Source organism: Candidatus Chlorohelix sp. (assembly GCF_037138995.1).
GTDB lineage: Bacteria > Chloroflexota > Chloroflexia > Chloroheliales > Chloroheliaceae > Chlorohelix.
Genome location: NZ_JBAXHI010000028.1, coordinates 19,911 through 33,320 on the forward strand (window position 1 = coordinate 19,911; position 13,410 = coordinate 33,320).

General features: G+C 46.9%; 11 protein-coding genes. 8 read left to right on the forward strand and 3 right to left on the reverse strand.

Features of this window, described 5'->3' with window-relative positions:
• Positions 1-8: 8 nt before the first annotated feature.
• From WCK19_RS12855 to WCK19_RS12870, 4 genes are all read left to right on the forward strand, one after another.
• Positions 9-785: a hypothetical protein gene (locus tag WCK19_RS12855; protein WP_342397789.1), complete on the forward strand. Its 777-nt coding sequence runs from the start codon at positions 9-11 to the stop codon at positions 783-785.
• Positions 786-787: 2 nt separating this feature from the next.
• Entirely contained in the window at positions 788-1,534 is a 747-nt protein-coding gene (locus tag WCK19_RS12860; RefSeq protein WP_342397790.1) for a Wzz/FepE/Etk N-terminal domain-containing protein, read from the forward strand.
• 22 nt (positions 1,535-1,556) lie between these two features.
• Entirely contained in the window at positions 1,557-2,258 is a 702-nt protein-coding gene (locus WCK19_RS12865) for a CpsD/CapB family tyrosine-protein kinase (protein WP_342397791.1), read from the forward strand.
• A gap of 234 nt (positions 2,259-2,492) precedes the next feature.
• The gene (locus WCK19_RS12870) at positions 2,493-3,434 is read left to right on the forward strand and encodes an EamA family transporter (protein ID WP_342397792.1); all 942 of its coding nucleotides are present in this window, start codon (positions 2,493-2,495) and stop codon (positions 3,432-3,434) included.
• Here the strand turns inward: WCK19_RS12870 and WCK19_RS12875 are convergent.
• The 3 genes from WCK19_RS12875 to WCK19_RS12885 are packed head-to-tail and all read right to left on the reverse strand — an operon-like array spanning position 3,431 to position 7,097.
• The gene (locus WCK19_RS12875) at positions 3,431-4,267 is read right to left on the reverse strand and encodes a GNAT family N-acetyltransferase (RefSeq protein WP_342397793.1); all 837 of its coding nucleotides are present in this window, start codon (positions 4,265-4,267) and stop codon (positions 3,431-3,433) included. The two genes, WCK19_RS12870 and WCK19_RS12875, sit on opposite strands and share 4 nt — an antisense overlap.
• Positions 4,268-4,322: 55 nt before the next feature.
• On the reverse strand, positions 4,323-4,982 hold the full coding sequence (locus WCK19_RS12880) for a response regulator transcription factor (RefSeq protein ID WP_342397794.1): 660 nt from the start codon (positions 4,980-4,982) through the stop codon (positions 4,323-4,325).
• A 15-nt stretch (positions 4,983-4,997) separates the two neighbouring features.
• Positions 4,998-7,097: a histidine kinase gene (locus WCK19_RS12885; RefSeq protein ID WP_342397795.1), complete on the reverse strand. Its 2,100-nt coding sequence runs from the start codon at positions 7,095-7,097 to the stop codon at positions 4,998-5,000.
• Between the two features lie 161 nt (positions 7,098-7,258).
• Between WCK19_RS12885 and WCK19_RS12890 the strand changes: the two genes are divergently transcribed.
• From WCK19_RS12890 to tal, 4 genes are all read left to right on the forward strand, one after another.
• The gene (locus WCK19_RS12890) at positions 7,259-7,702 is read left to right on the forward strand and encodes a hypothetical protein (RefSeq protein ID WP_342397796.1); all 444 of its coding nucleotides are present in this window, start codon (positions 7,259-7,261) and stop codon (positions 7,700-7,702) included.
• Positions 7,703-7,844: 142 nt separating this feature from the next.
• Entirely contained in the window at positions 7,845-9,299 is a 1,455-nt protein-coding gene (gene proS / locus WCK19_RS12895) for a proline--tRNA ligase (RefSeq protein ID WP_342397797.1), read from the forward strand.
• Positions 9,300-10,046: 747 nt separating this feature from the next.
• Complete coding sequence (gene tkt, locus WCK19_RS12900; protein WP_342397798.1) at positions 10,047-12,116, forward strand: transketolase; 2,070 nt, start codon at positions 10,047-10,049, stop codon at positions 12,114-12,116.
• A gap of 122 nt (positions 12,117-12,238) precedes the next feature.
• The gene (gene tal / locus WCK19_RS12905) at positions 12,239-13,351 is read left to right on the forward strand and encodes a transaldolase (protein ID WP_342397799.1); all 1,113 of its coding nucleotides are present in this window, start codon (positions 12,239-12,241) and stop codon (positions 13,349-13,351) included.
• Positions 13,352-13,410 lie beyond the last annotated feature (59 nt).

A 13,410-nucleotide genomic window follows, 5' to 3' on the forward strand; every position in this document is an offset into this window, starting at 1 on the left:
AATAGGGAATGGAACTCAGAAAATACGGGCGAATCCTCTTTAGATACTGGTGGCTAGTGCTGCTCTTTACCATTGCGGGTGGCGCGTTAGCTTATAGCCAGTACAAATCCACATCCTCCAATTATCAGGCAGTTTTTGAGGTTAATGTCGGGCGCAATGACCCCCCACTTGACCAAGCAAACAAAGGGTTTCAGGACTACTTCAATTATTACCAGTTTATCTCGTCTGAGTATGTGCTAGATGACTACGTAAAAATTGTAAAAGGTAGCGTCTTTTTGAATGACGCGGCGGAAAAGCTAAAAAGCACCAAATACCCGCTATCCCCCGAAGAACTCAAGGGCAATTTCGATGTAGAGCGTAAACACCGAGAGATTACCTTCACGGTGCATACTGAAACCGAAGATAAGGCACTGGTAATAGCAAGAGCGCTGGCTGATACGATTGTGCAGAACGCCGGCAAATATATTGCACACGGCGATAGTACGCAGTTTTCAGCTAATTTGATTGATTTCCCAACCAGCGCGATATTTAACAGTGGTCGCAACCTACTTGTATCCAGCATCCGACTCATCGTAGGTCTCATTTTGGGGATAGGGTTAGCTTTCTTGCTGGCGTATCTTGATAACAGGCTGCGAACTCCTGAAGATTTCAAAGAAGCTCTGGGTTTACCTGTAATTGGGGTCATTCCCGCAAAAGCGCTATTACCTTTCGGACAAAATAATAGCGGTGGTAGTAATTATAATCCCAATAGCTCCGAGCCGGAGCAAATATCGGCACGGCGGTAGCTATGCAACTCAAGGATTATATAAACGTCCTGAAAAAAAGATGGTGGCTGGCGTTGCTGGTAGCGGTAATAGCAGCAGGAGTAGCTTTTGGATATAGCCTTAGCCAGCCAAAAACCTATCAAGCCATCGCCAAATTGCAGGGGGATGTCGGCAAACCGGATAATAACTTGTGGGCTTCCCTAAAAGAACAGATAAATGGCTATACTGCCCGCTTCGATTCGGTTGAGTTCGCCGCCGCCATTAATGAGCGGGGCAAATTTGACCTCCCGATTGACGAAATCAGAGGCAAAATCAAAGTGCAGGCGCGACCAGCCGAATATACTTTTGTGATTACCGTAGAGGATACGGATGCAAAACGTGCCGCCTCTATAGCCAACACCTCCGGTCAGATTCTAGTGGATGAAAACGAACAGAAAATTGCCGGATATAACCAAGACCAGCAGACCTATATTAAATTAACCAGCCCTGCCGCAACACCTGATAAGCCCAACAGCCCGCGTACCAACCTTAACACCGCAGCAGGAGCAGCATTAGGACTTGTTATTGGTTTGATATTTATTTTTGCTGTCGAGTTTTTTGACGATACTATCAAAAGCGAAGAGGAATTAAAGCGGTTGACCGGATTAACGGTGTTAGGAAGTGTGCCGATTTGGAAAGGCACAGCCTCTCAAAGCTTACCTATGAACAGCGCTACCGAAGCAGCCGAAAAGAGTTCAAGCCCGGTAAAAATTGGCAGCAAACGCGAGTAACGGAAGGATTTTTTAATCTAGCATGAGCAATTCCAGTATAAATGGCGTAGAAAAGTTGGTGACATTGGCAGACCCTCGTTCACCAGCCGCCGAAGCATACAAAGACTTACGCACCAATATTCAATTCAGCGGGCTTGACCGCCAGTTACGCGCTTTACTTATCACCAGCGCACGCCCTGACGAAGGTAAATCTGAAACACTGGCAAATCTGGCGGTGTCCTTTGCTCAAACCGGAAATAAAGTTTTAATGATAGATTGTGATTTGCGCCGCCCTAGCCTCCATATTCTTTTCGGGCTAGAGCAAGAACCCGGTCTATCAAATGTCATTCTTGAAGCGGGTGGGCTTGGTTCGGCTTCTAAGAACAGTGCAGCTATCAAATTCCCGATTCAGGAAACTGGTGTGCCAAATTTGCGGCTGCTACCTGCCGGGTTGCAAGCTCCAAATCCTGCCGAAATTCTTGGCAGTAACCTGATGCGCGAAATAATCGAGCAACTACGAGGAGAAGCTGATTATCTTTTCTTTGACTCGCCACCCCTTTTGGCAGTAACCGATGCAGCAGTATTATCCACTCGCTTGGATGGAGTATTATTGACGTTAAAAGCCAATAAAACCAAGCGGGATGATGCCAAAGAAGCAAAAGAACAACTCGAAAAAGTACGTGCCAATATTATTGGTGTAGCGCTGAACGAGGTAAAGAGTGGCGCAACCCGTTACAGTTATTAGTTAGAAAATTGAGCTAAATAGAATGAATCTGTTGAACATCCTTTCATTGAGCGTAACCCCACCTCCCTGCCGCGCTGTTGCGCTATAAGCAGGAGAGGCACCCCCATTTTATTTTTCAGTTTGGCTATAGGCATAATTGCCAGATAGCTTAATTTTGGATTTTTCCTCCCTGTTTTCCACTTTATGTAAAGTCAATTGAACTATAAATTACCGTGTGAAACCGGAGGTTAATATATGTCTAGCACAGAAGAAGTAACACTTGAAAAGCAACAGGAGAAAAAGAGAAGCGGTGGGATTGTGCTGCTGGTACTGGCAGCAGGGATTTGGGGAACAGTCGGTGTTTCCTCGGCGCTGCTCAATCGGATAGAAAATACGCCAGCGTTAACAATCGGGTTTTTAAGACTGGCTTTTTCTTCGCCTTTTTTGCTGGGTTTAGCTTGGCTAACCACCAAACGAAACCCCTTTAAAGCTAGATTGCGCGATTTGCCGCTGTTCGCCGCATTGGGAATCGCAATGGCAAGTTACCAGCTTTTTTACTTTATTGCTATACCCCTCTCCAGTGTAACGCTAGTAGTAGTGGTAGCATTATGCAGTGCGCCTGTAATGGTCGCGTTGCTCTCGATACCGATTTTTAAAGAGAAGCTGACCGGGTTGGTTATTTTGTCGCTTGGGCTGGCGCTTATCGGAACGGGTTTGCTAACGCTAGGCGGTAGTGACAACAAGGGCGATTTTCTCAAGCCGGAGTATCTACTTGGAGCGTTGCTGGCTTTAGGAGCAGGGTTGTCTTACTCAAGTATCACCATCCTGTCCAAACTAGCAACACGGTACACCAAATCAGGAAGCAGCCAAACAATGGCGCTATCTTTTACGTTTGCGGCAATATTGTTGCTTGGGGGAGCTTTGTTTACTGGCAACCTAAAGTTGAATCTTGCGCCGGGAGTCTGGTTGATAGCAGCATACTTGGGGCTGATACCAACCGGAGTAGCCTACATAATTTTTTTTCAAGCTCTCAGACGTGCCACCGCTACCGCCGCTTCAATCGTTACTTTGCTAGAACCGGGAGTAGCGGCTTTTCTGGCGTGGTTGTTACTGGGTGAAAGCATTGGTATCCTAACACTTGTTGGAGCAATTATGCTAGTAGTAAGTGTGTGGATTCTCTCAATTAAAAAAAGCTAACGGCGAGAAGGCAGGAAGTAACTTTCGCGCACATAGGCTGTTTCTAAACCGAGTCGGTGGAGGTTTCGTTCCGCGCTTCCACCGTAAGGAGTTTGAGCAGTAATTATTTTTCTGCCACGCCGCAAGGCTTCTTCAAGCATCGCCCGCAAGAGCGCACTCTGTACACCGTGTTGCCGAAAATCCGGTAAGGTGCTGGCAGAATAAAGCCCGGCATACTTGCCGTCTTTACTTAAAAATAGAGTTGCGCCCCCTGCGGGTTGGTCATGAATATATGCCATGAAGCAAATTTGTTGGGGATGCCCCACACTTGCCATACTGATTGCTTCCCAAGCCCTGCGAAAACCTCCCCTCAACTCAAACCCTTCGCATACCACCTGTGCAAATTCTTCACGTTGCTCGGAAGTTACCAACCGTATTTGAGCTTCCACAGAATGGTCTTCCACTAGGGATGCCATATTACCGGGAATATAAGCAAGAACACTACTGCGGGCTTTAAGAGTAAAACCGCGCTCTTTAAGCAAAATCGGCAATTCTGAAGGTTTTGAATAATTTTCAATCGTATAAACAGTGCAAGAAACCTTGAGAGCGTAAGCGCGTTTAACTACCCGCTCTATCGCATCACTAGAAGCGGGTTTGCCAAGTCCTAAACCAAGTACGCGGTTCAAGAAACTAACATTCGGGGCTTCGGTGCAAGCAAATTGGAACAACCCGTTGCTGACAATAATGTTCAATCCCAAATCCATCATAGACGGACCAATAGACTGGAAAAAACCGGAGTAGGACTCCATTTCATAACTCTCGAATTGTCCCACTTCCAACTCATTTATTTGCATCTATAATTACTCCGATAATTAGTTTCCATAAATAACACCAAATAGAGATATTTTGCTAACTTGCCGCAATTCCCCGCTTTACGGCATATAAAGCGGCATGCGTTCTGCCCGGTAAGTTTAATTTATTAAGAATATTACTCACATGCGCTTTTACTGTTTTCTCACTTACCGAAAGGTCGCGGGCGATTTCCTTATTGCTCATACCTTTGCCCAACAGACCCAGAACTTCGCGCTCACGTTCGGTTAATTCTTCAATCTCAGCCGCCTCCTTATGTGGAGCAAGCACCTCATGCATAAGTTTCTTAGCAACTTCAGGATGCAATTGAACCTCGCCACGTTCAGCAGCAAGCACCGCTTTCACCAAATCTTGGGGCTGTACATCTTTTAGCAAATAACCGGTAGCGCCGCTACGAATAGCAGTAAACACTTTCTCGTCATCGGCAAAGCTGGTAAGTGCAATTACTTCGGTTTCAGGTCGCAGCAGCTTAATCTCTTTGAGAGCAGTCAGCCCATCCATAACAGGCATGACCAAATCCATCAAAACTACATCAGGATGCAATTCTTTAACTTTTTGAAGAGCTTCTTTGCCGTTGCTGGCTTCTCCAACAACTTCAATTTCGTTTTGCAACTCAAGAAAAGTTATAAGACCTTGGCGTACAACCGCGTGGTCATCAACAATCAAAACTTTAACCGGGTCGTTGCCATCCGTAGCCATTTGCTATAAGCTCCTTTAATATATACCTAAGCCAACCGGACGCGGCGCAACCAACAAGGGCAATATTACTTTTATTTTAGAGCCTTCACCGGGCTTACTTTCTATTTGTAACGTGCCACCAGCTAATTCCGCTCTTTCCCGCATACTGGTCATACCCAGAGATTTTTGATTTATGCTACCACCGTTAACTACTTCCTGTGGTTCAAAACCTATTCCGTTATCGTGTATCAATAACTCGGCTTTCCGGTCATCTATTGTCAACTTGATAAGAACCCTGCTTGCCTGAGCATGTTTCATAATATTATTCAAGGCTTCCTGAGTAATGCGATAAAGGGTTTGTTCATGTTCATTAGAGAGCCGACGTTCCCCGAATACGTCAAATTCAATATTCAGATATTCTTTTGCCTTGACCGACTCAATATGTTTTTGAAGGGCTGTAACCAAACCCTGTTCTTCCAACGCAACGGGACGCAACTGAAAAATTAAAGTACGCATTTCCGCCAATGCCCCTCGTGCCATAACCTGCAAACGATCGAGTTGAGCCTCAACCCTCTCAGGTTTTTTAATAAGCATTGCTCGCGCCGATTCAGCAGTAAGGGTGATGCTGAAAAGAGTCTGAGTAACCGAATCGTGCAGATCACGCGCCAGACGGTTGCGTTCTTCTAGGGCAGCCACCAGTTGCGCCTGTGAATATAACTGGGCATTTTCTACCGCGATACCTATTTGGCTACCGATGGCTTTATATAGAACTATATCATTATCGGTAAAGTTTTTGGGGAAATCGCTAGTCATCGCAATTACGCCCACCACTCCGCTACTACTAGTGAAAGGAATACCCAAATAACTTCTAATAGAGCTTTGAGCTTGTATGTCCGGCGGAACCCGCGAATCCTCAAGTACATTATCATTTAGGTAGATGATTTCGCCGGTTTCGGCAACCTGCCCGGTCATATATTCTCCCACCTTTAGCCCCTTGTTGAAAATATTCAGCGACTGCTCTGATTGGGCGCGATGTAGGGCCAATCGCAAAAGCTGTCTATCCGGCGAAACCAGAAAGACCGCGCAACGCTCCATTTCTGAGACCGATATAAGTTCTTCCATTGCGTCATTAAGCACTTGGTCGAGGTCAAGCGATGCGCTAATGGAAGCCATAACCCGGTTGACAGCGGTTAATTCACGGTTGCGACGGCGAGTCTCATTCAAGGAAGATTGCAGACGATTACGGGAGATTCTTAAATTTTCCGCCATTCGTCCCATTGCTCCGGCAAGGCGGACAACCTCATCATTGCCATTCGATTGTGGTACAGGAACATCATAATTATCTTTGTGAAGGGCGTCGGCAACGGTGGCAAGTTCACGAAGAGGGCGCATTATACTACGAATAATTAAAGTCGCTACTATAGTACCGCCGAGAGTTGTCATCAGTGCCAGCGCCAATGATAATATCGTAATCAAGGTACCCTGCTCACGTGCCGCTCGTATTTTGCGGGCAATCTCTTCACGATAGAGGTTAAGGTCTTTATTGATAGCAGTAATCAGTCTATTCTTTTGTTCTCGCGCCACTCTTTCATAGGTGTAGATAGCGGTAGTTTTGAAATCTTCCAAATTTATAGTGCGAATCTGGCTTATTGTGGTGGAAAATTTATCGTGCAATTCCTGAGTCTGGCTGTCACTACGCCGGGGTAGAGATAGCGATTCAAAGGCTTTATTTAGCTGAACGCTGGCAGCTTCATAAAGCTGGGTAGCTTCGGAAAATTCCTTATCCGTATCAGCCGAATCAAGGCTAAGCAATACACCCCGCGCGGCGTTAAATTGACGCTCTACTGCTAGTTCAAGGCGTAACACCCCGTCTGTAACCTGTTGGTCAAGTTCTTCCTGTGTACTCAGGCTGTTTCCAGACTGGCTGGTATAAAGGATTGCAACGAGCGCGACCACGAGACTCATAAAAGCTATTGCCAAAAATCCGGCAAGAATCCGCCCGCCCAAGCTATTTCGCAGCGGAAAAGCGCCACCCTGAGAAGATTGTTTGTACACTTCTTCAATTCCAGAATGAATAGACGCTACTTGTAGCTGATTACCTATATTGTTTTTGTCCCTATCCAACGAATTGGGCATGCGACAACCTGTTCATTTTGGAGTTCAGTGGCTGCTTAGCTAACAAAGTGAAGGTATATATAACGCTAAATATTATACTAATTTCCTTTGACCTATACAACACTTAAAATATTATGTTAAAATGAATTCAAACGACTGTAGTTATGGAAAGGAGAACCCGGGTGGCTAGACAAACGCCAAAAGCCAAAAGTGCCGCAATGGTTACAATTTTCGATTTCTTCACTTTCTTTCTTGGGCTGGCGATGACTACTTTGGGTGAGTTCTTTGCGCTGGCAGGTGGAGCAAATATAAACTTTGGACTGGCTGTTTTCAGCGTATTGATTATCATTGTCGGTATTGGTATCAGCACTATCCGCGAACTGACCAGCGAAAATGCCGATGACGAAGAAGGCATCCGCAAAATTTACGGTTTTGTTTGTTTCGTTACAGGCGTAGCGTTGGTAATTATACCTGTAATCAGGGCAGCATTTTTGCTAATAAACGGCGGTATGGATTTGGGCAATGCCCTGCTTTTAAGCTTCTCGGTAGTAGTAGGCGTAATTTACATCTTTCTTGGATATTCATGGGCAGGCGCGTTCGACCCTCCACCCGATAGCGATTATTAATTCTTCGCCGCGCCTGGTGGATTCACATTTCACAACCTGTATCAGGTAAGCGAGGGCGGCTGAAAAGCCGCTCTTATAGTATAATTTGCCTTGTGTAATAAAATCTTTTGTCAAAATTTCGCATTTCTTGAAGAAGGACGGTATGGCTAACGAGGAAAAGTACGTCGAGGAATTGGCTGATAAAGAAGACGATTTCAGCGAATGGTATAACGAACTGGTAATTAAGGCGCAACTCGCCGATTACGCGCCTGTGCGCGGCTGTATGATTATACGCCCTTACGGGTACGCCCTTTGGGAAAATATCCAGCACACGCTAGACACACGGTTTAAAGAAACCGATGTGGTCAACGCCTATTTCCCACTGTTCATACCCAAGAGCTTCCTTGAGCGAGAAGCCGAACATGTGGAAGGCTTTGCTCCCGAAGTAGCATGGGTTACACGAGGGGGCGGAGAAGAACTAGAAGAACCCCTCGCCGTGCGCCCTACCAGTGAAACAATCATCGGTTACAGCTATGCCAAGTGGGTACAAAGCTATCGTGATTTGCCCATCCTGATTAATCTTTGGAATAACGTGGTGCGCTGGGAAAAACGCACTAAACTGTTCCTACGTACCGCTGAGTTTCTATGGCAAGAAGGGCATACCGCCCACCGCACCCTCGAAGAAGCCGAAGAACGCACTCGCATGATGCTAGATGTATATCGTTCTTTCGCCGAAGAAGATGCCGCTATCCCGGTCTTTACCGGACGCAAAAGCGAAAACGAAAAATTTGCGGGCGCACTCCGCACCTACTCCATCGAAGCGATGATGGGCGATGGCAAGGCATTGCAATCTGGAACGAGCCATAATCTCGGTCAGAATTTCGCCAAAAGCTTTGACATCCAATATCTTGATAGCGACGGTCAGCGCAAGTATTGCTCCACCACCAGTTGGGGTCTTAGCACCCGCATGATTGGAGGTATCATTATGGTACATGGCGACACCAACGGGCTGATTTTCCCGCCACGGCTTGCCCCACATCAAGTGGTAATAGTACCAATCTGGCGCAAGGAGGAGGAAAAGGTAGCCGTCCTCGAAATGGTAGAGCGCGTCAAGAAATTGCTCAAGGGCAAAGTGCGCGTAACTGCCGACCTGAGCGAAAATACGCCGGGCTGGAAGTTCGCCGAGTACGAAATGCGCGGCGTGCCTGTTCGTATGGAAATCGGACCCCGCGATGTTCAGAACAATAGCGTGGTGCTGGTGCGACGCGATAGTCGCGCCAAAGAATTTGTAGGCGTGGACGCGCTTACAGAACGTTTGCCTGTTCTGCTCGAAGAAATCCAGAAAGCGTTATACGACAAAGCCAAAAAGTTCCGAGATGAGCATACCTACCACACCGATAGCTATGACGAATTCAAGAAGATTTTGGAAGAAAAACGCGGTTTCATCCGAGTCCCTTGGTCTGAGGACAGCGCGGCGGAACTAAAAATCAAAGAAGAAACCAAAGCCACTGTGCGCGTGATTCCTTTTGACCAACCCGCAGAGGGGATGCAAGGCAAAAAGTGTTTCTACACCGGCAACCCTGCCACCTGTGAAGCTCTTTTTGCCCGCTCATATTAAATAATAGCGGCGGTTGAGTTAGCAAATACGCACCACCCTAACGCTCCCCCCCACAAAAAAGAAAATAGTAGCGCACCTAAAAGAGCGCAAAACTACTGCCTTACAATTGGGGGGGCAAAAAGAAAAAAAGTAGCAGCATGCCTCCGGCAAACTCACCAGCCGCAAACTTCTAGAATTGTTTTTTGACGGTGGACAATATCCCCAATTTGGGATGATATTATTGACCCCACCGATACTCGTGCCATATTGACGCAAGGACTAGAAACCCGCAAACCTCTGCATTATCCTCGGAAACACGGCATTTTCCTAGTCTAGCCAGTATCACTACAAGCTACAATCAGACTTGCCTAAGCGTTCATAGTTGAAAAACAAGCAAGGCTATGTTAAATTGTGACATGTAAAATAGTGAGTCGCCAAATTGGATTTTCCAGAAAAACAGAAAATTAAACTGATGTAGTGGGACAAAATTCCCACGCATGCAGGGCTACGCAATTCTGGTAGGTTGGATGGACAGGAATAATATTCTACGCCGGACATAGCAAGAGAAATAGCCAAAATTTCGCTTGCTTTTGTAATTGAGTCCGGTAGAAGCTCTGTAAGAGCAGTTTTTTTATGATTCCCAAGCCAATCCCCTACCAAATTAAAAAGCCCGAATCGAGCGCCCGTTTACCAGAGGTATATCTAGAAATAGACCCGGACGTATTGCCATAACTCATTTTTACCGCGATTAAAAAGGAGATTGTAAAATTGACCAGCATTGACCCAAAACTGGAAGAATTAGCCATTAATACTATCCGCTTTCTAGCGGTGGACGGTGTCCAGAAAGCTAATTCTGGACATCCCGGCGCACCATTAGGGCTTGCCCCACTTACCTATCTGCTATGGACTCGCCAGATGCACTATAACCCACGCAACCCACACTGGCACAATCGTGACCGCTTTATCCTCTCCAACGGTCATGCCTCAATGCTTAACTATGCCATGCTTTATCTGAGCGGTTACGATTTGCCGCTAGAACAGTTAAAGCAGTTCCGGCAATGGGGCAGCATTACCCCCGGTCATCCTGAATATGGAATGACTGCGGGGGTAGAAACCACTACCGGTCCACTAGGACAGGGCTTCGGCAACGGTGTAGGTATGGGTATCGCCCAGAAATTTCTTCAGGCAACCTATAACAAACCGGGACATGAAATAATCGACCATTATATCTATGTCATTGTGGGGGATGGTTGTCTTGAAGAAGGGGTAGCCAGCGAAGCCGCTTCAATGGCAGGGCATTTGGAACTGGATAACCTGATTTACTTCTATGATGATAACCATATCACTATTGAAGGCGATACCAAGATTGCTTTTACCGAAGATGTTGGGAAACGTTTTGAGGCTTATGGGTGGCATGTGCAGCATGTAAGCAATATTAACGATGTGGCAGCGGTAGAAGCTGCAATCGAAGTTGCCAAGCAAGTTAAAGGCAAGCCCCATTTAATCAACTTGAGAAGTATCATTGGTTATGGCAGCCCTCTTGCAAATAGCGCAAAATCGCACGGTAGCCCACTCGGCAAAGACAATGTAAAAGCAACCAAAGAAAAGTTAGGCTGGCCCCTAGAGCCTGAATTCTATGTGCCGGAAGAGGCGTTGGCATTGTACCGTCAGGCAATTGACAACGGCGCACAATTGGAATCAGAATGGAACAAGAAATGGGAAGCATACAAAGCGGCTTACCCTGAACTGGCAGCGCAACTCGAAACGGCATGGGATAACAAATTGCCCGAAGGATGGGAAGAAGTGCTTCCGGTATTCAGCAGCGGTTCTATTCCCACTCGCAACGCCAGCGGTACGGTATTAAATGCGATTGCACCTAAGTTACCCAACTTTATCGGCGGTAGTGCAGACCTAGCAGATTCTACCATAACAAGCCTCGAACATTATCCCGGATTCCAGCCGAACGCTGAAAAGGGCGGTTCTTATGATGGTCGCACGCTTCATTATGGTGTGCGTGAACACGGTATGGGTTCAGCCATAAACGGGGCGACTCTCTACGGCGGGTTGCGAATCTACGGGGCGACCTTCTTTGTATTCGCCGATTATATGCGCCCTAGCTTGAGACTGGCTGCCCTTATGGGTATTCCAGCCATCTTTGTCTTCACCCATGACAGCATCGGAGTAGGTGAGGACGGACCAACCCACCAGCCAATCGAACATTTAGCCAGCCTTCGCCTTATTCATAATCTGACGGTAATTCGCCCAGCCGATGCCAACGAAACCGCGCAAGCCTGGAAAGTCATATTGGAACGAAAACACAGTCCATCTTGCATTATCCTGAGTCGCCAGAAATTGCCCGTTCTCGAACCTGAGAAATACCCAACGGCAAATCTGGCTAAGGGCGCGTATATCCTGAGTGAAGCCCCTTCCGGCACACCACAGGTTATCTTGATTGCTACCGGGTCAGAAGTGAGCCTTGCGCTTAAGGCTCAGGAGGAATTAACGGCAACAGGCGTGCAAGCGCGGGTAGTAAGTATGCCTAGTTGGGAAATTTTTGAAGAGCAATCGGAAGAATACAAGGAAGAAGTATTGCCTTCCAATGTTACCGCTCGCTTGTCTATAGAAGCGGGAAGCCCGATGGGTTGGGAACGCTATATAGGCGGGGAAGGCGCGTCGCTGGCAATTAATCATTTCGGCGCAAGCGCACCCGGTGATGTAGTAGCAGAACACTTTGGCTTCAATGTGCCAACCATTACGGAACTGGCGCAGAAGTTGATAAGCGCCCCGAAAGAAGGACGCGCTCTAGCGAAGAAGATTATGAACCAATCCTTCCACTAGGCGGGATATTTATATAGACTTTCGCTTGAAACAATAAGCAGGGGGCATAAAGCCCCTTGCCCAAAGCGAAAACCCCTAAATCAAAATAATCAGAGAGAGAAAAGACAAGGAGTGGAGTATTTATGGGCAACCCATTGCAGGAATTGCAGAAGTACGGACAGAGCGTGTGGTATGACAATGTGTCACGTAGCTTGATTAAAGATGGCAGTTTTACCCGCATGATTCAGGAACAGGCGGTAGTTGGAGTAACCAGCAACCCCACCATTTTTGAGAAAGCTATTAGCAGTTCAGCAGAGTATGACGAGCAAATCTTGCATGCAGCAAGTGAAGGCAAAGATGCGGCGGGTATTTTCGATGAATTGGCGATTAAAGACATTCAGGATGTAGCCGATATTTTCCGCCCAGTGTATGATGAAAGTAACAGCTTGGACGGCTATGTTTCGCTGGAAGTCTCCCCGACACTGGCAAACGACACCGAAGGCACAAAAAAATCGGCGGTGTATTATTACACCCGCGTAGATCGACCTAACCTGATGATTAAAATCCCTGCCACTCCAGCAGGCATTCCGGCTATTACTGCCACCATTGGGGCTGGCATTAATGTGAACGTTACGCTCATCTTCTCGCTTGATTCTTATAAGCAAGTAGCCTATGCCTATATCGAAGGTTTGGAAGAACTGTCGAAAAGTGGCAAGAAAAACTTGAGCGAAATTTCGAGTGTGGCAAGCTTCTTTGTTAGCCGCGTGGATTCGCTGGTGGACAAGTTGCTGGAACAGAAGGACGCACCCGCAGAGCTTTTCGGTAAGGCAGGCATCGGTAATAGCCGCCTCGCCTATGAAATGTCCGAGCAAATCTATAGCACAGAACGCTGGAAGAACCTCGAAGCGCAAGGCGCACGTAAGCAGCGTTTACTCTGGGCAAGCACCAGCACGAAAAACCCCGCCTACCGTGATGTAATTTACGTAGAGCAATTGATTGGGCGGGATACAGTCAATACTATGCCACCGCAAACAGTCGTAGCTTTTGGCGATCATGGCGTGGCATCCGAAACCGTAAACAAGGGCTATGAGGAAGCGAAAGCTCACGTTAAAGCCCTTGAAACTTACGGAGTCTCCATAGACGAGGTAACCGCCCAATTGCTGGCAGAGGGGGTTAAGAGCTTTTCTGATAGCTTTGAAACCTTGCTGGCAGGAGTAGAAGCCAAACGACAATTGGTGCTGGCTAACAAAGGTTAGTATTAATTAATAACCGCATAAAACGGGCAGAGACAAGTAAGAGCGCGGAATATTAGATG